Below are 22475 nucleotides of genomic sequence, written 5' to 3'. Positions count from 1 at the left end.
GGCGGCAAGCGCATGGCCCAGGAGGGGCTCCATGTCATCCATGGATCGACACAGCACGCATCCGGTCTCCCGGAGCACCCGGGGAGGTCTGGCTCTTTGGGGCCTGCTCGTCACCCTGCTCGTCGCCTGCGTGTTGGGGCTCACCGCGATGCTCGCACTCGGGTTCCGGACGCAGCCCGTGGCCCAGCCCATGGCCGAGCCTCTGCTGCCCGCACGTGAGCGGTGGATCCAACTGGCCGGAGCTCGGGAGGCCCATGCCCGGCAACTCTTGAGCGCATGGGAGGAGTTCCATGGCGCCTGCGCACCGGGGGAGCCGTGGGTGGAGGAGGCTCGCGACAGGGAGGGCGGCCGCTTGCTCACCGAGCTCGAGGCGGAGGCTGTCAGCCCGGAGGACCGACTTCTCCTGGCGCGCTTCCAGGAGCGGGCCCAAGGTCGCGCCCTGCTCGGGAATTGTCACCAGAATCCCCATTTCAAGGGGCTGAGGATCAGCGAGCTCCGCTATGTCCGAGATGAGGAATCAGGGGAGCGAGCCGCCCCTGCGTTCCTGGAGCTCCAGGGGCCGCCCGGCTTCTCCGTGTCCGGGATGAAGGTGCGGATCTTCCGCGGTCACGAGCCGGTGCGCGAGCACGTGCTCCCGGCGGGGACTCGCATTGCGTCCGATGGGTACCTCCTCATCTCGAACGTCGACTCGGTGCTGGCGAGAGATCGCTCCACCCAGGTCGCGGTGGACGTGCGGGTGGCGTACGACGGTGGGGACTGGTTGCCCACCGCTTCCGGCTCGGGGGTGACGCTCGTGATGGATGATCCCCACGAGCCCGGAGACCTTCCCGAGGTGGTGGACTCCGTGCACTACAACCCCTCGGGTGCCTCCCCACGGGAGTCCTGGTGGGAGAGCCCATCGCCCGTCACCACGGGAGTCGGGGAGGAACTGCCCGCGCCGGGGCTGCCCTACCCGGTGAACGCGGATCCTGTCTGGGGACTGTCGCGCGTGGGGCGGGTGGACCTCGATGCGAACCATGAGGACTTCCTGGTCGCCTCGGTGACGCCCGGTGGCGCGAACGAGGAGCTCTGGTACGACGACGGCACCCGCCTGCCCGGGGCGCTCCGGCCGCGCCTCCAGGAGGTGATGCCGAACACGAATGGCTTCAAGGACGAGAACAGCTTCGTCGAGAGCTGGGCGCTGGCGGGCCAGCGCTGGCGGGCGGGCCCCGGCACGTATGAGCTCATCGCCATGAATGGAGGCGGCACGGGGTCGCACGGAGGGCAGCGCAACTTCGTCGAGCTCGCCGGGAGCGTCCCCGAGGGCGGGTTCTTCGTCGTGGCGGATTCACCGCGTCTGCCAGAGGCCTTTGGGGGCCTGGTGCCCCACCAGGAGGTGCACTGCGCGGACCTGCACCAGCCGAGCCTGCGCTGCGACGGGGTGGGCGCCTCCGAGTGGGACTGGCTGGGCAACAACCAGAGCGCCGGGGTCATGCTCGTGTATTGGATCGACGCGAAGCGGCGGATCATCGTCGACTCGCTGCGCTGGTCTCCGGACCTGCCGGAGATGGTGAACGCCTTCCGTCAGGGGGAAGGGCTTGCCCCGGAGGAGCCGTCCTCGCCCGCCACCTCGTTCTCGCGCTTCGGTGTGGATACACACTTCAATCGGGCGGATTTCAAACATGCGGACCCGTCACCGGGGAGGGCCAATGCCGAGCCCCTGGTCTCTGGCGGGCTCCAGAGCCGCTATGGCGCCAGCTTCCCCTTCGTCGGGGTGGCGCCTCCGGAGGCGAACGGGCGGGTCGTGCTGTTCGATCAGACCAAGAGGCAGAAGGCGGGCTCGACAGGTCACTGGATCATCACGGAGAACGGGGACTACACCGACTGGGCCTGGCAGCTCTACCACGCGGGGTACGAGGTGCGCGCCACGGGAACCGGCAACACGAAGACGGTGGAGACGCTGAGCGAGCGGGAGCTGCGGGGAGTCCATGTCCTGGTCATCCCCGAGCCGCAGGCGCCCTACTCCGAGGAGGAGAAGTCCGTGCTGCGGAGCTACCTCCACGGGGGCGGCTCGCTGTTCTTCATCGCCAACCATCGGGGCTCGGATCGCGACGGGGATGGGTGGGACTCCGGCCGTATCTGGAATGAGAACCTGGACCTCGATGCGCTGACCGGGGTGGCGCTCGCCGACGCGGAATGCTTCAGCGAGAACGTCGTGGGACGGGCGACCCAGGCGGCCAGCGCGCATCCCGTGCTCCAGGACGTGATGACGCCGTCCTGTGCCAGCGGTTCCCCCGGTTGTACCCTGACGGACTCGGTGCTGTTCCGGCCGCCGGGGGTCGGCATCTTCTCGGGGGCGTTCCTCGCCTGGGCGGAACCGGCCCCAGAGGGGATCACTCAGCGGCTGCCCTTGATTGAAGGGGTACGGCCCACCATCGGGCGGGCGCCACACCGGCTGGATGGCTATGGAGGCGCGGTTCCCCTGGAGCGGTACGCCATGGCCATCCAGACGAGCTGGGGGCCAGGAGCGGGCGCGAGGATCGTCCTCCTGGGGGACTCGGCGGTGCTCAATGACGGCGGCTCCGCCGACTACGCCACGTATGCCGCATCCCTGGCCTTCAACGCCTATGGCACCGCCTTCCGCAACGCGCTGTTCGGAATGAATGTCATCCATTGGCTGGCCGGCCAGCCCTCCGCTGCTGGCTCCGCGCTCCCTCCGAGCCTGGTTCCGGCTCCCCAGGAAGCGGGGGAACCGAGGGCCATTGCCGGGGCCAGCCCATCGGTTTCCGGAGGCGGTGTTCGTTGAGTTGAAATCGCTCCCCCGAACGGCCTGTACCAGGCCTGCCCTCGAGGTGGTACGGGAACGTGTCCACGCAGTTTCCAGGGGGGTGCGGCCAATGCTCGTGTCACTTCAACGGAACGGCTTTGTCGCGGGGCTGTGTGTCGCAAGCGTGCTGCTGCGGTTGCTGGCGGGCACGGACGCGCACGCGGCCTACACTCCGCCAGCCGATATGGGCGCGAACGTTCCACCGCCCACCCTGGCCAGCAAGGCCAAGGGCTTGACGGCCGATGGAAGCAACAACGACGTCGGCTACTGCCATTCGGGCTTCTGCATCTCCTCCACTTCGGGCACCTACCACAACGCCCTGAGGATCAAGTTCAACGTGGACCTGCTCGCCAACCGCGACAACCCCAACCTGCATCAGGTGCTGGCGCGGGCGTTCCACCCCTACTACGTCACCAAGGACGAGAACTTCAGCGCGAATGACTGCATCGGCGGCTGGAGGTTGTGCGACCCGAAGGCGGTCTACGACATGGCGGTGCGGAAGATCACCTCCTGCTCGGGCATGCCCACCGACTGCATCGTCAATGCCTGGACCTTCCAGATGCTGCACTCGTACCTGTGGGGCAACCAGGTCGCCGGCTCGTCCGATCACTGCGGGGACGCGGAGGGGAACATCGTCGTGATTCGAGTGGACCCGGGCGATCCGACCGTGGCCTACGTCTGGTACGTGAAGGCCCGGGACGACGGCTACACCGTGCACTCCAGCAACCTGGACTTCACCGGCGCCCATCCGCAGTTCGCGAACAACCGGGACGGCTGCGGAATCAGCGGCTGCATGGGCTCGCACCACAAGCAGTACGCCCGGCGGACCAACGACGGCGACGCGCACGGCTGGACCGTGGACAACACCCTCGTCTTCTTCCATCCGGGGCTCGAGTACGATTACAAGCGCGACGTGAACCCGTCGCTCACCTGCGTGATGCCCTACCACGGCTATCGCTGCGCTGGGGGGACCCTGAACGAGGGCCACGACAAGGACGACGCGCGCTGCAACCGGTCCGGCTATACCCAGACGCTCACCCGGAGCACCAATACGGCGGGCAGCGGAGGCCCGTGGGGAGCGTCCAAGTCGGGCGCGGGAGCGTTCTACGGCGGCTACCTGAACAACTGCCCGCTCACCAGCGACAGCGCCTCCGGATGGGGAATCGGGCTGAACACGAGCTGGACCTACGGGGACTCGGGCGTCAAGGCCGGACACCCCAAGGGCTCGCTTCAATAGCTGACCAGGAGGATGGATGGCTGTTCAATATCTGGGGCCGAGGCTGGAGCAGGCTGACAATCCGAGTCTGGCCTTCATCGAGGAGCTTCTTCGAAACAGGGGTAAAGAGTACTGGCGTGCCGGCTCCGCCACGGCCACGTTGAGCTTCGATGCCGAGGCGGGCGGCTCGCCTCAGCTGACGATCATCGTTGAGCAACCCCATGGAGTGCTCCTCCAATATTCTCCACCTGGGGGCATGGATGAGTACCTGCTGACCGATCCAACCGTGAGCTCGAAAGAGCAGGTGGTCACCTATCCTGGCGGGAACGAGTGGGTGGTTCCGCGCCGATATCTCGTGTCTGTCGAGCGGGCGTTGGAAGTGATCCAGGCCTTCTTGGAGGATGGGCGCCGCGAAGGCTCGAAGTGGATCGTGCTCGGAGGAGAGGAGGATGACTCCTCATACTAGACACTCAGCGGGTGTCCCGGGCCGCGGAGCAGGCGTCCTGGGCACCCTTGCCGCACGCGTACTTCAGCAGCGCATGCGCCACGGTCGGGTTGCGGGGCACGCCCAGGCCCTCCTGGAACGTGCGGGCCAGGGAGATGCACGTGGTGCCATCCACGTCGCACGCGAAGGAGCTCAACTCGAGCGCCCGCTCCGCGTTGGCGGGCACTCCCCTGCCCTGCCGGTACAACTCCGCGAGCCCCACGCACGCCCGCATGTCCAGCAGGTTGCACGCGCGTTGCAGCAGGTTCGCCGCCGAGAGTGGATCCCTAGTGGCCTCCGGGCCCTCCAGGTAGAAGCGGGCGAGTTCCAGGCAGGCCTCGGGCGCGTTGAGGTCGCACCCGCGCCGCAGTGACGCCAGCCCGAGCTTCACGTCGGACTCGGAGCGTTCCAGCAGCGGTTTCGCGTGCGCCTGGCAGGCGCGCCCCACCCCACCGGCGCATGCGCGAATGAGCACCCGCGCCGGCTCGTCCAGGGAGTTCCCCGGATAGAGGGACGTCGCGTAGTTGATCTTCGTGTCCGACTGCAGGGCACAGGCCACGGCGATGTTGGACCTGCACGCGCGCACGAGCGGCTCCGACATCATGGAGCCGTTGGCCTGGAGGGCGCGGTAGCAGCTCACCCCCTCTGACCGGGAGCGCCCGGCGCATCCTCCCGCCTCGCCTGGCGGAGGGATTTCCACGCCCTGGAGGTGAAGACGGAGCGCACGATGAAGGAGGAAGCCTCGCGTCTCAAGCGCCTCCCGGTGCGCCCGGAGGCCGGTTTGACTCCGCGTGAGTCCCTTCTCCGCCGGGGGTAGGAGCCGGTCCCTCGTGACGCTGGTATCGTCCGCGCACCCCATGGCTCCCTCTCCCCATCCCACGGCGGTGCAGATGGCCGGCCGGATGCTGCGCATCGTCCTGGTCATTGGTTTCATCCTCGAGGCCGGCGCGGCGCTGGCGTCGTTCGCCCAGGCCAACGCCCTCGTGCGGCTCGCCGACAGGATCCAGGACACGGGCACCACCATCGGCTCCTCGGAGGGCCTCGACCACCTGCCCTCCGGCACCCGCGTCTTCATCTGGGCGTGCATCGCCGCCGCCCTGTTCAGCTGGCGGATGCTGCGCGGAAACATGGTGGGGCTCATCGGTGCCCGGGAGAACGAACAGGCCTGGCTCTCGTACCTCCGCAACACCTGGCTCGGGGCGGCGCTGCTCTCCGTCCCTGGAGAGGCGCTCTTCGTCTGCTTCAACCTGCTGGCCCGGCCGGGCATGACGGTGCTCGGCGCGAAGCTCGAGTTCGCGTTGAGCCTGGGACTGGCGGCGAGCTTCTTCCTCGCCGTCGTGCTCCTGGAGCAGGAGCCGCCCGCCCCCGCCGCGCTCCCGGAGTCACTCCCGCGGACGGACGCCCCGGCGGCACCCCTCCACGCCCCGGTGCCCGTGCCCGCGAGGACCGTTCCCGCGCCCGCCCCCGTGACAGAAGCGCCCACCGGCACCTGCGCGGTGTGCACCCAGCCCGTCCAGGGTGCGCGGTGCACCGCCTGCGGCGCGGCCGTGCTGGCCGGGGGATTCCGCGTGGCGGGCCTCCTGGCCCAGAGCTCCCATGCGCGCACCTACCTCGCGCACGCACCGGACGGAACGAAGGCGGTCCTCAAGGAGATGAGCTTCGCCCTCATGCCGGACGAGGCCTCGCTGGCGGCCTTCGAGCGCGAGGGCCAACTCCTCCAGCAACTCCGGCACCCGAGGGTGCCGCGCTTCATCGCCAGCTTCACCGAGGGCAGCGGCGCGGCCCTGCGCTTCTACCTGGCCTATGTCTACGTGGAGGGGCTGTCGCTCGCGGAGGAGCTCCAGCGGCACCGCTACACGGAGGCCGAGGCCGTCGAGCTGACGCAAGCGGTGCTCCGCATCCTCACCTACCTGCACGCGCTCTCGCCGCCCGTCATCCACCGCGACATCAAACCGGCCAACCTGCTGCGCCAGACCAACGGGGCCATCGTGCTGGTGGACTTCGGCTCGGCGAGGGACCTGTCGCGCACCACGCAGCAGGCGACCATGGTGGGAACGTTCGGCTACATGCCGCGCGAGCAGCTCGGGGGACAGGTGGACGCGACGAGCGACCTGTACGCGCTCGGGACCACGGTGCTGCACCTGCTCACCCGCCAGGCCCCCTGGGAGCTATTGGACGAGACGGGGCAGCTCGTCTTCCCGCGCAAGCTCCAGGTCTCCTCGGACTTCCGCCGCTTCCTCGTGCGGCTCACCGCGCCACGCCGCAAGGAGCGGTTTCCCTCGGCGCGCGAGGCCCTGCGGGCCCTGGAGGCACCGGGTGGCTCCCCGCTTCCCCGGTGGGCCCTGGCCGCGGCCGGCCTGCTGCTGCTCGCCGCCGGTGCGGCCGTGGTGCTCGTGCGTGCGCTGGCCCCGTGAGACCGTCTTCAGCCCACCTGCGAGCGGGGGAGCGCTGACGCAACCGCCGGAGCAGGACGCGCCGTCCCCGCCGCACCACCCGGCTTCGCGGCCGCCGGAGCGGGCGCGGCCTTCGCCGGAGCGGGCGCGGCCTTCGCCGGAGCGGGCGCGGTCTTCGCCGGAGCGGTCGCGGCCTTCGGACGGAAGTTCGTCACCGGAATGGAGGCCTCCTTCCAGGTGACGTGGTAGGTGCAGCGATCGCTGCCGTGCTTGCGGCAGGGCCTGGTGGCGTCATGGGTGAGCACGGCGCTGGACTGGAAGCGCTGCGCCATGGCGATGATGATGCCCTGGTCGAAATCGCACGGATACGGCGTGGTGCTCTCGATGGTGATGAGGCTCGACCCCGCGGCGTGCGTGTAGCCGTAGTGGCCAATGCCCTCGAGCATCTGGCCCGTGCCGGGGTTGAACATGGGCTCACCCATCACGGAGTGGTTCATGTGGTACGCGATGTCGATGCACTGCAAGGCGCTGCGGATGTCCGTCACCGTCGGCGGGAAGACCGCGTTCTTCGGCGTGGTCATGCCCGACTGATGCAGCAGCGCGTGGCCGAACTCGTTGCCGATCCGCCGCAGCGCGTTCAGCCAGCGCTCCAGCGAGTACCACTTGTCCGCCTGGAACTTCACCGCGCCCTTCCCATCATCGGTGCCCAGACCCTCCTCGAGGAGGATCCTGTTGGCGATGAGCGTGAACGACCCGAACCCGTCGATGACGATCTGCAGATTCGCACCCAGCACCTGGAACTGCGCGGAATCGAGATGGTTTCGCATGTTCTTCACCTTTGTTGATTCGATGGAAATTCCACGTGGGTGCCGCTGCTTCGGGTCCTGCTCCAGCTCTCAAATGTCTCGCACGTCACCGGGGCAGTTGAGCGAGGTCTCGCCCGGATCCGCGATGGCGTTGCCGCAGGTGGCGGGGCAATCGGCGGGGCTGTTCTCGTGGTTCTCGCCCGCGCTCACCAGGCACAGCCCATCCCCCGAGAACGGCGCCGGCAGCGAGGAGGCGTTCGGCCAGACGGTGGGCTGCCCCGAGTCACCCGGAGCGAACCGGAACCAGAGGCCCCAGACGAAGTGGGTCACATCCTGCGTCTTCACCCAGCCCTTGCGCGCGATGTGCTTGCCGAGCGAGGGCGCCGACTCCAGCGCCGAGAAGGTCGCGAAGTCCGGCACGCCGGGCACCTGCTTGCCCCCGCGCTCGAGCGTGTAGACGAAGGCCGCGAGCCGGGCCTCGGGGTTGTAGACGAGCCACACGCTGGACATGCCGCGCGCCTGCGCCTCCACCACCAGCTCCTTCCAGCGCGACTCGAGGTAGCCGCGGTGGTTGCCCTCGGGCAGCTGGAAGCGCTCGGTGCGCATCACGTGGTGGGTGGAGCGCAGCGGCTTGAGGTCCTTGATGCCGATGACACTGTAGGGCGTGCACTCGGTGCGGACGAAGTAGGGACGATCCGGGAACAGCACGCCATCCAGCTTGAACTCATTGAGGATCCAGTGCGCGTAATCCTCGGCGTGCTGCACCGTGTCCACCAGGTAGCGTCCGCCACTGTACATGTACGGATCGCCGACGGTGGGGAGCGACAGCGGCAGGTACTTGAAGGTGACGCCCGGCTGGGCCGACATGTACATCCGGTCCCGCTCGATGAGGGCCGGGCCCGTGTCCACCGGGAGCGTGGGGAGGAGCTTGTAATCGCAGAAGGTCGCGCCGCGCGTACCGTGGGAGACGCCCTCCACCCCTTCCGAGGCCTCGATCCGCACCGCCTGCGCCGTCGAGGACATGGAGTCCGCCGCCGGCAGCTCGCCGCCCACCCCACAGCCCACCACCAGCACACTCAGCGCAAACAGTCTCTTCATGGCAGCCACCCTGGAGGTCTGATCGGCATCACCGCGGCCGGGCAGGTTTCCATTGAGCAAGCGTCGTGCCCTGGTCCGCGGGTGGCGTGCGTCCACAAGGGGCCGCGAAATTTCTGGATCCAAGAGGCCCGAGCCCGGGCAAAGCCGCGCAGTCCGGTAAACGGATTGAAGTCATTCATGACCGCGACGTCATTTGTGACAACCCCCCCCACGGTGGCGCAGGCCGCGCGGATTCCCGCAGCCCCCTTGGAATCCGTGGACATCCCACCGGCATGAATGCGGGGCCACAGGAATTCCGTCCGTGCCCCTTGCATCATTGCGTCACGGGTGGCGCCGTGGATCTCGCCCGGGGGTCTTTTACATCCCAGGTGGGTGAGGCGCTCAGCGCGAGGTGTCCAGCTCCGGCAACCCGAGCTCGCGCGCGGCCTCTCGCATCATGCGCTGCTTCTCCTTGTCCGGGAGACCGTCTTCGCTGTGGTGCGGGCTCGCACCCACGTCCTCGGCCAGACCGCTTCCCCGCCAGCTCTCCGCGGGGCCTCCGCTGGCCGCGTCCATCCCGAGTGACGGCGTCACCTTGCCGGCGTGGAGCCGGGGGGAGCGCCACGTGCCAGCGGCGGCGAACACGTCCACGAGCGTCAGGCCGGTGGCGGCGGCGGTGATGGCGCCCAGCCAGCCTCGGTTCGCACGCGGGAGCCGGAAGGCCACCGCCAGGAGCGACAGGTCGAGGACATCACCCGCGACGCGGGCCCAGAACCATTCGCGCCGATGCGGCTGGAGGAGCAGCCCCAAGCCGCTGGCCACCTCCCGGAGCCCGAAGAACCGCATCAGCCCGGCGTGGCGTCTCGAGACGCCCATGACGCGACAGAGGCCCTTCGGGAAGGTCAGCTCCGTCAGTCCGATTCCCAGGCTCACCCAACCGAGACTCCACGGCAGCCGCTCACTCTTCATCGAGGACGTCCTCCCTAGACCAAGGTGAGCCCCTGCGTGCGGCCGGAACAGCCCCAGGGGGCGGGAGGCCGTGCTCCGCCGTACACCGGACAGGCGAGCTGCCACCTTTCCGAACGCATGAGGAGCAGCCGCTGAAGAACCGCACCCGTCCATGTAGACTCCGCGACCCAGAGGGTCCTGCACATGGGCGAAGACAAGAGCCTGCTCGAGCCCGGCGGGCTCCTGGACAACCGCTACGAGGTGGTGCGCAAGCTGGCCGAGGGCGGCATGGCCAGCATCTACCTGGTGCGCCACCTGGGGCTGCACAGCCTGCATGCGCTCAAGGTGCCGGATCCCCGCATCTTCCACAGCGCCGACGCACGCCACCGCTTCACCACCGAGGGCCGCATCCAGGCGCTCCTGCGCCATCCCCACATCGCCCAGGTGACGGACATCGTCATCAGCCCGGTGCCGGGCCTGGTGATGGAGTACGTGGAGGGCGGCACGCTGGAGGAGCTGCTCGGCCAGAGTCCGGGCGGAAGGCTCGGCCTGCCCGTGCTCCGGCAGCTCTTCCTGCCGGTGCTGGACGCGATGCAGGAGGCACATGGCCACCGGGTGGTGCACCGCGACCTGACGCCCAGCAACATCCTGCTGACGCAGGGGCACCAGGGGCGGATGCATCCGAAGGTGACGGACTTCGGCATCGCCAAGGTGACCCAGGACGAGCCGGGCGAGAAGTACCGCACCCGGACGGGAGTGCTCCTGGGGACGCGGCCCTACATGAGCCCGGAGCAGATCGGCGGGACGTCCGAGGTGGACGCGCGCACGGACATCTTCGCCCTGGGCGCCATCCTCTACGAGGCGGCCACCGGGCGGGTGGCCTTCGACGCGGGCAGCGACTTCGAGATGATGAAGCGCATCACCGAGGGCCACTTCACCCCGCCCGAGCAGGTGGTGCCCGAGCTGCCCGAGCGCCTCTGCCAGTGCATCCGCAAGGCCATGACGGTGGACCCGGCGGGGCGGTTCCAGGACTGCGCGGCCTTCCGGGCGGCCCTCGAGCAGGCGCTGGAGGAGCCGGTGGCGCCCGTCCCCGTCCCTGCTCCAGTCCCGGTGGCGGTGCCTACGTCTCGCGGCCGGGGGCTCCGGGTGGGCCTGGGCGTGCTGGGCGGCCTGTCGGTCCTGCTGCTCGTGGGGCTGGTCTCCACGCTTGGAGACCTGCACGCATCACGCAAGGACAACGAGCGCCTCCAGGCGAGCCACCAGACGGAGCAGCAGGACACCCGGCGTCTCCAACAGGAGCTGGACATCGCGAGGACCCAGGCCAGGAGCTCCGCGGCGGAAGCCCGGGACCTGCACGCGCGGAATCAGGGCACCCTGCAACAGCTCCAGGAGAACGAGCAGCTCAAGAACGAGCTCCAGCAGTTCCAGCACCAGGCGCTGAAGTTCCTGGAGATGACCCTGCTGGACACGGCCGTCCACAACAACCTGCAAGCCTTTCGAGTCCTCAGGACCTGCAACAAGACGGGCACCGTGTTGTCGTACCAGTACCTGGACGATGAGAGGAATTGGTCCGAGCCGCTGGTCCTCGAGCCCGGCAACTGCATCTCCCGCTGGATGACGGGCTACCTCGCCCAGGTCCCGGTGCGCGTCACCTCGCTGAAGGACGGCGTCACCGTGGAGGACAATGCCCTCGCCGGGATGGTCGTCGGACGGATGCCCGATACCGAGGCGGACTGGAGACCCTGGGAGAATCAGCTCGTCCCCGGTCAGGACAACGGCATCCAGCTGAAGCCGGTCTACCGCGAGACCCGGCCCCTGAGAGGCGCCTCACAGGCCGAATGACCTCCGGGCCGCCGGGACCCGGCCTCCCGCCTCTCATTTCTCTCCGAGCAGGGCACTGGCTCGCTGGAGCAGCGCCCGATAGCCCAGCTTGTTCGCTTCCTTCTGGATGGACAGCAGTTCCTTGCGCACCGTGGCGGCCTTCGCCTCGCGGTCGAGCTCCACCCGGAGAAGCCGCGCCTCGAGCGCCACCCGCTTCATGCCGTCGCGAGCCGCCCGCGCCGCGAGTGCCTGGAGCTGCCGCACCGCCTCCTCCCGCTCCGAGGGCTCGCCGTCCCGCCGCAGCAGGGCCGCGCCGGTGAGCTGCACCTCCGCCGCGATGAACACGTCCTCGCTGCCGCCCGCGAGGGCCCGGGCGCGCTCCAGGGCCTCGCGCGCCGCCAGGGGCTTCCCCAGGGTCACCAACGCCCGCGCCTTCACCGCGTTCGCGAGGCCTTCTCCATCCAGGCTCTTCAGCGCCGCATAGGCCGCCAGCGCGGACTCCGCCACCCCGAGCGCCTCCCGCGGCTTCCCCTCTTCCAGGGACAGGCACGCCAGGCTCAGCTCGGTCTCGGCCACGAAGCCCCCCAGGCCCCGCGCCCGCCGCAACGCCAGCGCACGCTCCAACTGGTGGCGTGCCTGCGCCAGCTCTCCCAGGTCCATCAACAGACAGCCCAGCTCGTAGCGGCCCCAGGCCTCGGCGTAGCCGTCCTCGAAGAGCACCTGGGCCGCATGGCTCCCCTCCTCGAGCAGGCGCTTGCCCTCGTCCAGCCCGCCCATCAGCCGCCGCACCATGCCCTTCAGGATGGTGCTGGAGTTCATGTCGGAGAGCCGCCCGCGCTCCCGGAAGAGCTCCACGGCCATGCTGGCACGCCGCAGGCCCTCGGAGAGCTGGCCCAGCCGGCAGCTCAGCCCACCGGCGCACAGGAGGGCCTCGGCCTCCAGCGAGACGCCCTTGATCTCCCGGGCCGCCTCGATGGCGGAGACGAAGACGCGCTCGGCCTCGAGCAGCCGCCCCATGTCGATGAGCGCCATGGCGTGCACGAGCATCGAGCGCGCCGCGCCGCCCCGGTCCCCTCCCGCCAGGAACAGCCGCTCCGACTGCTCCAGCAGCTCGACGGCCCGCAGGGGCTCGCCGAGGTTGCGCGCCGCATAGGCCTCCATGATGAGCGCGGAGGCGGCGAGCTGGCCCTGGTGGGCCTCCTGGGAGCGGGACACCGCCGCCTCGGCGTGCTTGCGGGAGGCGATGAAGTCCGCGGTCGCGCTCGTGGCCACCGCCGCGGCCAGCTCTATCCGCGCGTCCTCGCTCAGCGGAGGCGGCAGCCGGCGCAGGGCCTCCAGGGTGGACTGGGCCTCCCGGTTCTGCCCCGCGGAGACCTGCGCGAACACCAGCGCGGTGCCGTACTCCACGTTGTCCGGGAAGAACTCGAAGAGCGTCCGGTACGCCTCGATGGCCTGGGGCCACTCGGCCTGGGCCTCGTGATGGCGGGCCGAGACCAGCAGGCGCTCCTCGCGCGAGAGGCTCGAGGACAGCTCGAAGGCCCGGCGCGCGGCCTCCTTCGCCGCCGCCTCCTGGTAGAGGTACTGGAAGGCCGCGGCCAGCGCCGAGTGGGCGGGGGCGAAGGCGGGCTCCTGCTTCACCACGCGCTCGAAACGCTCCACGGCGGTGGCCGCGTCATGGCCGCGCAGGGCGGCGAGCCCCTCGGCGTAGAGCCGTGCCGCCTCGGGCTCCGCGGGCATCGCGCTGCGCACCCCGTGGGCCTGCTCGGTGGTCAGCGGCGCCAGCCCCAGGCGCTTGCGCAAGGTGGCGCCCACGCTCGAGACGAGCTCCAGCAACTCCCGCTCCGCGCCCATCTCCGTCAGGTGGGCCAGCGTCTCGCCCGTGGTGGCCTCCTGCAGGCGCAGGTTGAGCCGCAGCCGCGCGTCGTCCTCGCGCCCCTGCACGAGGTAGGCCCCGGTGAGCACCAGGTCCACGCCCGAGTGCGCGCGGATGCGCTGCAGCGTGGCCGCCGCGAAGCCCTCCTCCTCCGGCAGGAGGAGATCCCGGCGCATCTGCACCACGCCTTCTCCGGGGAGCAGGCGGAGCTGTTCCCCCATCGCCAGCTCCGCGGAGAGCAGCTCCGCCAGGGCGGTGGACAGCCAGGAGAGGCCGGCCTTGGCCATCAGGTTGCGCGGAGGAAGCACCGCCACCACCCGCCGTGCCAGGGACGGAGTCTCCGGGGTGGCCGTGGCCGCCGCCGGCGGGGACTTCGCGGCGGGCCGCCTCCGGGTGGAGAGGGGCTTCGCGAGGGCCGGGGTGGGCTCTCCGCTCCGCAGCGCGGCGATGGCCTCGGACGCGGTGGCGAAGCGTGCCGCCGGCTGGCGCTCCAGGCAGCGCAGGAGCACGTCCTCCCAGGAGGGGGCCAGCTCCGGCACCAGCTCGAGCGGAGACGGAGGCGCCTGGCGCAGCCGCAGCAGCGAGGCGGCCGTCGGCGTGTCCGCCACGAAGGGCCGCCGTCCCGTCACCATCTCGAAGAGCACCAGGCCGAAGGCGTAGATGTCCGAGGCGGGCGACAACGGCAGGCCCTCCACCTGCTCCGGGGACATGTACGAGGGACTGCCGACGATATGGCCCTCCCGCGAGGCCGAGCCGTCCCCCTCGAGCAGCTCGCCACGGGCGAGGCCGAAGTCCGTCACCACCGCCCGCAGGCCCCCCGCCACGGGCGGCGCGGGCACCAGCATCACATTGCCGGGTTTGAAGTCGCGGTGGATGATCTGCGCGGCATGGGCCGCATCGAGCGCGCCCGCCATCTGCTCGGCCAGCCGCAGCACCTGCTCCGGCGGCATCCGCCCGTGGCGCACGAGCTGCTCGTGCAGCGTCCGCCCCGCGAGCAGCTCCATGGTGAGGAAGACGATCCGGTACGGGGTGCCCCCCTGCTCCGGGACGACCTCGTGCTCTCCGATGTCGAAGACCCGGCAGACGTGGGGATGCGTCACGCGGCGCGCCAGCCGCAGCTCGCGCTTGAAGCGCAGGAGCGCCTCCGGCGTGGCGGCCAGCTCGGGGCGGATCGTCTTGAGGGCCACGGGCTCGTGCAGCGAGAGATCCTCCGCCGCGTACACCTCGCCCATGCCACCCCGGGAGAGGAAGCGCTCCACCCGGTAGCGGCCGGCGACCTCCGTGCCCTCGGCGAACGTCTGCCGTGAGGAGGCAACGGGGACCGGACCCGAGAGGGTGGGCTCCGCCGCCGCACCGCCACGCATCAGGGTGGCCGTGCTCTGCGGCGCCTTGGGGGACTTCCGATCCATGGCTCGGTAATGCTCCCGTCACAGCGGACGGCGGCACACTAGCATGCGACGCCGAGCCCCGTGACGATCACGTCTCCGGAAAGCCAGTGCAAGCCTGAAAGACGCAACGGCTGGCTTTCCAAGGCAAACCCATAAAGCCAGACGAAGAATCCACGAAACCTGTGAGCCGATTCACAGCATCACCCGACGAGCCTCCTTATAAAGGCAGACGTGATGGGCACGGAGGGGGCGCTACCGCCCATACATCTTGGAGGGACAGATGCAGAGCGTGGAATTCTCGTGGACCCAGGCGCCGTTCGACTGGCAGCACGACTACGGAACGCGGATGTCGCAGTGCACCCCGCAGGACACCGTGCGCGGGATGTTCCTCAACGGCATGCTGAAGTCGATCCGCGCGCTGGGCGGAGAGGCCGTGGCGAAGCGCTGCCTCGAGGCCAGCGGGCATGAGCAGCTGGTGGACGCCTTCAACTACCCCGCCGCGCTGCCGCTGCAGTTCCTCACCCTCGCGATGCCCTCGCTGCTCGCGCGGTGCGGAAGCTACGACACGGCGATGCGGCAGCTGGGCCGCAACGCGACCATGGACTTCCTGGGGACCCCGGCCGGCAAGATGCTGCTGATGCTCTCGCGGAAGGACCCGAAGCGGCTGGTGGAGAGCCTGCCCTCCGCCCATAAGGCGTCCATGAACTACGGGGCCCAGGTGATCGACTGGATGGGGCCCAAGCACGGCCGCGTCATCCTCAAGCGCGAGTTCATGCCGCACGCGTACTACGCGGGCATGGTGGAGACGCTGCTCGAGCTCGGGGGCGCGACCCTGGTGGGCGTGCGCAGCTGGCAGACGTCGCGGCTCGACAGCGAGGTCACCTTCACCTGGGAGTGAAGTCCCGGTGGCTGGAGCGCTCCCCGGCGAGTCGTGCGAGACTCGCCGGGAGGAGCGCTCGCCATGGATCTCATCACGCTGTCCATCCCCCTCTTCTTCCTGTTGATGGGCGTCGAATGGCTGTGCGGACGCCTCCAGGGCCGGCGCGTGTTCCGGGGGCCGGATGTCTTCGCCAACCTCTCGCTGGGGGCCGCGCAGACGGTCTTCACCACGGTGGCGGTGGGCCTGCTCGCGGGCGCCTACCTGGCCGTCTTCCAGTACCGGCTCCTCGACATCTCCCCGTCCTCGGCGCTGGCGTGGACGGTGCTGATGCTGGGCGTCGACTTCGCCTACTACTGGTTCCACCGCGCCTCGCACCGCATGAACCTGGCCTGGGCGGCCCATGCGCCCCACCACCAGAGCGAGGACTACAACCTGGCCGTGGCCCTGCGGCAGGGGCCCCTGCAGCCACTCGTCTCGCGGCTCTTCTATCTGCCGCTCGCGTGGATCGGCTTTCCCCCGGCCATGTTCGCCACGGCGGCGGCGCTCAACACGCTCTACCAGTTCTGGGTGCACACCGAGCTGATCGGCAAGCTGGGGCCCCTCGAGTGGGTGCTCGTCACGCCCTCGCACCACCGCGTGCACCATGCCTGCAACGGCCGCTACCTGGACAAGAACCACGGCGGCATCCTGATCCTCTGGGACCGGCTGTTCGGCACCTTCGAGCCCGAGGAGGAGCGCATCACCTACGGCACCGTCAAACCCGTGCGCACGTTCAACCCGCTGGTGGCCGCCTTCGCGCCCTTCGGTGAGCTGGTGGAGCGCGCCAGGAATGCGCCCCGCGCGTGGGACAAGCTCAAGGTGTGGCTCATGCCACCCGAGTGGTCCCCGCCAGAAGTGGCCGCCGCGTCCACCGAGGCCGTGGCGGGCCGGCCCCGGTTCGAGGTGAGCCCCTCGCGCCGGGTGGCGCTCTACGTGGCGGTGGTGGGCGTGCTGACGCTGGCCGTCACGGTGCTGTTCCTCTTCCGGAGCCGCACGCTGCCCCTGCCCGGGCGGCTCGCGTTCGCGGGGTGGTTCCTCGCGTCGCTGGGTGGATTGGGCGGCGTGCTGGAGGGCAAACGCTGGGGGCCGGCGGTCGAGGCGGTGCGGCTCGCGGTGGCCCCCCTCGTGGTGGCCGCGCTCTAGCCTCCGCCGCTTCGCGCCCGAGCGGAGTGTGGACGCCGAGGCAACACCCGCTCCCACTTCTTGTTGCCTGAGAAACATCAATTCCCCGCGCCAGCCCTCCCCCTGTGCTCTTCCGAGCACTAGGATGGCCGCCACGCACGAATTTTGCAGTCGCCCCGGACTTTTCGCCCGCGCCAAGGCCGGGCGCCAGCTTCCCATGTGCCGGAGCCGATGGCCGGCCGTGCCGAGAAACAGGACTCACGCCGTGCTCCGCACCCCCGAGACGTTCACCTGCAGCGCGATCCTCCAGAATGACAACCCCATCCTCCGAGACCACCGGGTCCATGGTGTCCGCATCATGCCGGGGGTGGTGTTCCTCGACATGGTGTTCCGGGCCCTGCGGGACAGGGGGTTCGACATCGCGGAAGCCGAGTTGCGCGACATCCTGTTCATCGAGCCCATCGCCACCACGGAGCGGTTCGACAGGAAGGTGCGCCTGAGCTTCACGCCCCAGGACGCCCAGGGGCTGCGCTGGCAGGTGACGGCGCGGAGCTGGCCCCTCCAGGCGGAGGAGGGCGCCGGGAGCACGTCCACCGAGAACTTCCGCTGCGAGCTGCTCATGGGGCGGCCACCGCTCGAGGGGCGGTTGGACGTGGAAGCGCTGATGCAGCGGGCCCGGCGCACCTCGGACGCGGACGACGCCTATGCCTACGCCCGCGGCGTGTCCATCGAGCACTTCGAGTTCATGAAGGGCCAGGGGCGGCTCTATTTCGGCGAGGAGAGCGTGCTGGCGGCCTTCCACCTGGGGACGCTCGGGCGCGAGTACCTGGACGACTTCCTGCTGCACCCCGCGCACCTGGACAGCTCCACGCTGGTGCCCTTCCTCTACCTGCTGCAGCAGCGGCCCGAGGCGGCCCGGCAACCGTTCATCCCCATCCACATCGAGTCGTTCCGCGCCGCCCGGCCCCTGGGCGAGCGCGTGTTCGTCCAGGTGCGGCAGTCGAGCACCGGCCTCGTCGCGGACGATCTCTTCCTGAGCGACATCGACTTCTACTCGCCCCAGGGAGAGCGCCTCGCGTCCATGCGCAAGCTCTCCACCAAGCGGATCCGCTCCGAGGCGCTCATCTCCCGGCTGCGGCAACCCGGAAGCGACGAGCGCGCCGCCCCTCCCGCTCCCGCGGCCCCTCCCACGGCCCCTGCCCCCTCCTCGCCGGCCGCCGGGGAGCGGGACTCCGGCGTCCTCGGCTACCTGCGCCACCTGCTCGCCACCGAGCTGGGCGTGGAGCCCGGGACACTCGACCCCGGGGAGAACTTCTACTCGCAGGGCCTGGCCTCGACGAATCTGCTCCACATCGTCCAGGTGCTGGAGCGCGACCTCGACTGCAAGCTCTACCCCACCCTGCTCTTCGAGCACAGCACCCCCACCGAGCTCGCGGCCTACCTCGAGCAGCACCACGCCGAGAGCGCGCGGCGGCTCGCCCGCGAACACCAGGGCCCCGCCTCCGCTCCCGCGCCAGTCACTCCGGCCCCCGCCCCGGAGGCGGCGCCCCCCCGCGCCTCGAGCCCGTCCCCGGCGGCCCTTCCGCCCTCCGAGCCGATCGCCATCATCGGGCTCGCCGGCCGCTACCCCATGGCCGAGGACCTGGAGACGTTCTGGGACAACCTCCAGGCGGGCCGGGACTGCATCACCGAGATTCCCCGCTCGCGCTGGGACCGCGGGACGAGCGCCTTCAAGTGGGGCGGCTTCCTGGAGGGCATCGATCAATTCGAGCCCCGCGTCTTCAACCTGTCCCCGCGGGAAGCCGAGTTGATGGATCCCCAGGAGCGGCTGTTCCTCGAGACAGCCTGGCACGTCCTGGAGGACGCGGGCTACGCGGGCCAGGCGCTCAAGGGCCGGCGGGTCGGCGTCTTCGTGGGAGTCATGTGGGGGCAGTACGCGCTGCTGGGAGTGGAAGAGACGCTCAAGGGCAACCCGCTCGCCCCCATGTCGTTCGCCTCTTCCATCTCCAACCGCGTCTCCTACTTCTTCGACTTCCACGGGCCCAGCCTGTCGCTGGACACCATGTGCTCCTCCTCGCTGACCGCGCTGCACCTGGCCTGCGAGAGCCTCCGGCGCGGAGAGTGCGAGCACGCCCTGGTGGGCGGCGTCAACCTCATGCTCCACCCCAGCAAGTACCTGTTCCTGGGCGAGAACCGGATGCTCGCCAGTGACGGGCGCTGCCGCGCGTTCGGCGAGGGCGGCAGCGGGTACGTGCCCGGTGAGGGCGTGGGCGCCGTCCTCCTCAAGCCCCTGTCCCGGGCCGAGGCCGATGGGGACCACATCCACGGCGTCATCCGCGCGACCGCGGTCAACCACGGGGGCCGTGCCAACGGCTACACCGTCCCGGACCCCGACGCCCATGCCACGCTCATCTCCGAGGCCCTCGCCCGGGCGGGCGTGGAGCCCGGAAGCCTCGGCTACATCGAAGCGCATGGCACCGGTACCAGCCTGGGAGACCCCATCGAGCTCTCCGGGCTGGGCAAGGTGTTCAACGGCAGGACGCCCCCCGCGTGGACGTGCGCGCTCGGCTCGGTCAAGTCCCACATCGGCCACCTGGAGGCCGCCGCGGGCATCGCCGGCCTCACCAAGGTGCTCCTCCAGTTCCGCCACCAGCGGCTGGTGCCCTCCCTGCACGCCAAGCAGCTCAACCCGTACATCGACTTCACGGCCACGCCCTTTCGCGTGCAGCGCGAGCCGAGCCCGTGGCCGGAGCCCAGGACACCGGATGGACGGCCCGCGCCCCGGCGCGCCGGGCTGAGCTCCTTCGGCGCGGGAGGCTCCAACGCCCACGTCATCCTCGAGGAGCACCCGGGCTCGCGCCAGGGGGCTCCCACCGAGGAGCGTGCCCGCCTCGTCGTCCTGTCCGCGCGCAAGGAGGAGCAGCTCCGGCCCCAGGCCGAGCGGCTCCTGCGCTTCCTGGAGCGCCAGGCCTCGCCGGACTCCCCGGGTCCTCGCGCGGACCTCGCACGAATCGCCTACACGCTCCAGACGCGCAACGAGCCCATGGACGCGCGGCTGGCGCTGATCTCTCCGAGCCTGGACGCGCTGCGCACGCAGCTCCAGCGCTACCTCGAGGGACGCAGCGAGCCGGGCCAGGTGCTCCAGGGGCTGGCCCGTCCCGAGCGCAAGGCGAGCCCCGCGCCCATCCCCGGCGTGGACATGGCGGCACTGCGGGACATCGCGGCGCGGTGGACGGAAGGCGCCGACGTGGACTGGAAGCGGCTCTACCCCGAGGGCACGCCCCGGCGCACGCCCCTGCCCCCGTATGTGTTCTCCCGGCGCTCGTACTGGCTGCCCCGCTCGGAGCAGGCCACGCCCACCACCCCGGGACGCGTGCACCCGCTGCTCGGCCACAACACCTCCACCCTCGAGGCCGTGCGCTTCACCACCTCCTTCACCGCCGGAGAGGCCCTGCTCGCCGAGCACCGCATCGGTGGGCGGCCCATGCTGCCGGGAGTGGTGTGTCTGGAGATGGCCCTGGCCGCCGCGCGGCTCGCGGGTGGACCCGCCATCCAGGCCCTGCGTGACATCACCTGGCTCCGCCCCGTGGTCCCCACCGCCGAGGGCCCTGCCCTCGAGGTGTCCCTCGAGCTGCGGCCCGCGGGCGAGCACCTCCAGTTCCAGCTCACCGGGGCTGGCGGCACGCTCCACGCCCAGGGCCAGTTGGTGCGCGGCGAGCCCTCACGCGACACCGGGCCCCGCTCGTCCCCCGAGGTGCTCCGGGCCCGCTGCCCGCGGACCTTGTCCTCGGAGGCGTGCTACCGCACCCTCGCCGCGCGTGGCCTGGAGTACGGCGAGTCCATGCGGCCCCTGCGCGCGCTCCACATCGGGCGGGACGAGGCGCTCGCCGAGCTGCGTCTGCCCGAAGCCGCCGCGTCCTCCCCCGCGATGACGCTCCCGCCGTCCCTCTTCGATGGAGCCCTGCAAGCGGTGATCGGCCTGCTCGCCGAGGCCCCCTCCGGAGACGGCGAGCGCACCTGGCTGCCCTTCTCGCTGGGCGCGGTCCACCTGCACCAGCCGCTGCCCACCGAGTGTCTCGCTCACGTCGTCCGCAAGTCACGGCGCGAGGACGTGGAGTCCTTCGACATCCAGTTGCTCGGCACGGACGGAGCGCCACTCGTCCGGCTGGAGGGGTTCGCGATCCGCGAGCTGCCGGGCCCCTCGCGCGGCGGCACGCGCGTCATCGGCGAAGCCTGGGTGCCCGAGCCCCTCACGTACGCCCCCACCGCCCCCACCGGCCCCATCCTGCTCTTCGACCACGGCACCGCCCTGCGCGACGCGCTCCGCTCCCGGGCCGGCGTCCCCGTGCTCCTCGTCCGGCCGGGTACCGGCTTCCGCGCGCTCGGCGACGGCGTCTATGAGATCGCCCCGGCCCGGCCCGACGACATGGAGCGGCTGCTCCAGGCGCTGCGCCAGGACGGCGTGATGCCCGCGGCCGCGCTCCATGGCTGGTCCCGGCAGCGCGTCTTCGAGCCCGGCGAGCCCGGCGAGTCCGCCCTGGAAGAGGACCTCTCCCAGGGGCTCTACACGCTGCTCCACTTCACCCGCGCCTGGCTCAAGAGCCGGCCGGTGCCCCGCCTGGAGCTGCTCTGGGTGTGGCCCGGGGACGAGGTGTCTCATCCCCAGCACGCGGCCATGTCCGGGTTCTGCAAGACCGTCAACCGCGAGCACCGCGCGCTGCGCTTCCGCGCCGTGTCCCTCGGGGACGAGACGGTGCGCGTCCCGGCTACAGCGGCGGAGCTGCTGCTCGCGGAGCTCACCCGCCCGGGAGAGGACGATGAGCTCATCCGCCTCGGCCGCACCGGCCGCGCGCGGTTGTGCCGCCAGCGGCTGGAGCTGCCCGGGGACGGCCCGGCTCCCGCGCTCCGGCACCAGGGCGTCTACCTCATCACCGGTGGACGCGGCGGGCTCGGACACCTCTTCGCGGAGGACCTCGCCCGCAAGTACCAGGCCCGGCTGGTGCTCGCCGGGCGGGCCGAGGAGGACGCGGAGATGCGCGCCCGCCTCCAGGCCCTGTCCGCCCATGGCGCGGAGGCCCTCTACCTGCGGGCGGACGTCTCCCGCCGCGATGAGGCCGAGGTGCTCGTCACCCGGGTGCTGGGCCGCTTCGGTGCGCTCCATGGCGTCATCCACTCGGCCGGCGTGCTGCGCGACGGCATGCTCGCCAGCAAGCGCGTCGAGGACGTGGCCGATGTGCTCCGGCCCAAGGTGCTCGGCGCCCTCCACCTGGACCACGCCACCCGCCTGCTGCCCCTCGACTTCTTCGTCCTCTTCTCCTCCCTGGCCGGACTCATCGGCAACGTGGGGCAGTGCGACTACGCCTTCGCCAACCGCTTCCTCGATGCCTTCGCGCGCAGGCGCACCGAGCAGGTCCGCGAGGGCCAGCGCAGCGGGCGCTCCCTGTCCATCGCCTGGCCCCTGTGGCGCGAGGGTGGCATGCGCGTGGACGAGCAGACCGAGCAACACCTGCTGCGGACGCTCGGCATGAAGCCCCTGCGCACCGAGACCGGGCTCGACTTCCTTCCCCGCGCGCTCCGCTCCACCGAGCCCGTGCTCGCCGTGGTGGAGGGAGACCTCGCGGC

General features: G+C 70.5%; 12 protein-coding genes and 1 pseudogene. 8 read left to right on the top strand and 5 right to left on the bottom strand.

What is annotated here, in order from left to right:
• Window positions 1-31 precede the first annotated feature (31 nt).
• The 3 genes from NR798_RS13730 to NR798_RS13720 all read left to right on the top strand — a co-directional run bounded on the left by NR798_RS13730 (window position 32) and on the right by NR798_RS13720 (window position 4488).
• Window positions 32-2785 carry a hypothetical protein gene (locus NR798_RS13730; protein WP_375771910.1) on the top strand — a complete coding sequence of 918 codons (2754 nt, stop codon included), beginning with the start codon at window positions 32-34 and terminating at the stop codon, window positions 2783-2785.
• Window positions 2786-2876: 91 nt separating this feature from the next.
• Window positions 2877-4043, top strand: a complete 1167-nt coding sequence (locus NR798_RS13725) for a hypothetical protein (RefSeq protein WP_375771909.1) — start codon at window positions 2877-2879, stop codon at window positions 4041-4043.
• Window positions 4044-4059: 16 nt separating this feature from the next.
• Window positions 4060-4488: an Imm1 family immunity protein gene (locus NR798_RS13720; protein WP_375771908.1), complete on the top strand. Its 429-nt coding sequence runs from the start codon at window positions 4060-4062 to the stop codon at window positions 4486-4488.
• Between the two features lie 4 nt (window positions 4489-4492).
• Here the strand turns inward: NR798_RS13720 and NR798_RS13715 are convergent, their stop codons facing one another.
• Window positions 4493-5146, bottom strand: a complete 654-nt coding sequence (locus tag NR798_RS13715) for a tetratricopeptide repeat protein (RefSeq protein WP_375771907.1) — start codon at window positions 5144-5146, stop codon at window positions 4493-4495.
• A 190-nt stretch (window positions 5147-5336) separates the two neighbouring features.
• Between NR798_RS13715 and NR798_RS13710 the strand changes: the two genes are divergently transcribed.
• Window positions 5337-6920, top strand: coding sequence for a protein kinase (locus NR798_RS13710; RefSeq protein WP_375771906.1), 1584 nt, complete (start codon window positions 5337-5339; stop codon window positions 6918-6920).
• An 8-nt stretch (window positions 6921-6928) separates the two neighbouring features.
• On the opposite strand, the gene NR798_RS13705 is transcribed toward NR798_RS13710, so the two are convergent.
• From NR798_RS13705 to NR798_RS13695, 3 genes are all read right to left on the bottom strand, one after another.
• Window positions 6929-7726 (bottom strand): hypothetical protein, encoded by a 798-nt coding sequence (locus NR798_RS13705; RefSeq protein ID WP_375771905.1) that lies wholly within the window; start codon window positions 7724-7726, stop codon window positions 6929-6931.
• 69 nt (window positions 7727-7795) lie between these two features.
• Window positions 7796-8803 (bottom strand): hypothetical protein, encoded by a 1008-nt coding sequence (locus NR798_RS13700; RefSeq protein ID WP_375771904.1) that lies wholly within the window; start codon window positions 8801-8803, stop codon window positions 7796-7798.
• 381 nt (window positions 8804-9184) lie between these two features.
• The gene (locus NR798_RS13695) at window positions 9185-9715 is read right to left on the bottom strand and encodes a hypothetical protein (protein ID WP_375771903.1); all 531 of its coding nucleotides are present in this window, start codon (window positions 9713-9715) and stop codon (window positions 9185-9187) included.
• A 219-nt stretch (window positions 9716-9934) separates the two neighbouring features.
• On the opposite strand from NR798_RS13695, the gene NR798_RS13690 reads away from it, so the two are divergent.
• Window positions 9935-11572: a serine/threonine protein kinase gene (locus NR798_RS13690; protein WP_375771902.1), complete on the top strand. Its 1638-nt coding sequence runs from the start codon at window positions 9935-9937 to the stop codon at window positions 11570-11572.
• Between the two features lie 33 nt (window positions 11573-11605).
• Here NR798_RS13690 and NR798_RS13685 read toward each other — a convergent pair whose 3' ends face one another.
• On the bottom strand, window positions 11606-14833 hold the full coding sequence (locus tag NR798_RS13685; RefSeq protein WP_375771901.1) for a protein kinase: 3228 nt from the start codon (window positions 14831-14833) through the stop codon (window positions 11606-11608).
• 259 nt (window positions 14834-15092) lie between these two features.
• On the opposite strand from NR798_RS13685, the gene NR798_RS13680 reads away from it, so the two are divergent.
• From NR798_RS13680 to NR798_RS13670, 3 genes and pseudogenes are all read left to right on the top strand, one after another.
• Entirely contained in the window at window positions 15093-15710 is a 618-nt protein-coding gene (locus tag NR798_RS13680) for a TIGR02265 family protein (protein WP_375771900.1), read from the top strand.
• A 63-nt stretch (window positions 15711-15773) separates the two neighbouring features.
• On the top strand, window positions 15774-16874 hold the full coding sequence (locus tag NR798_RS13675; protein ID WP_375771899.1) for a sterol desaturase family protein: 1101 nt from the start codon (window positions 15774-15776) through the stop codon (window positions 16872-16874).
• A gap of 124 nt (window positions 16875-16998) precedes the next feature.
• A pseudogene (locus tag NR798_RS13670) lies at window positions 16999-22263 on the top strand (SDR family NAD(P)-dependent oxidoreductase); the annotation flags it as partial.
• Window positions 22264-22475 lie beyond the last annotated feature (212 nt).

This window comes from Archangium gephyra (assembly GCF_042230915.1).
Taxonomy (GTDB): domain Bacteria; phylum Myxococcota; class Myxococcia; order Myxococcales; family Myxococcaceae; genus Archangium; species Archangium gephyra_B.
Note: the sequence above shows the minus strand (reverse complement) of the source record. Positions and strands in the feature narration are given on the sequence as shown.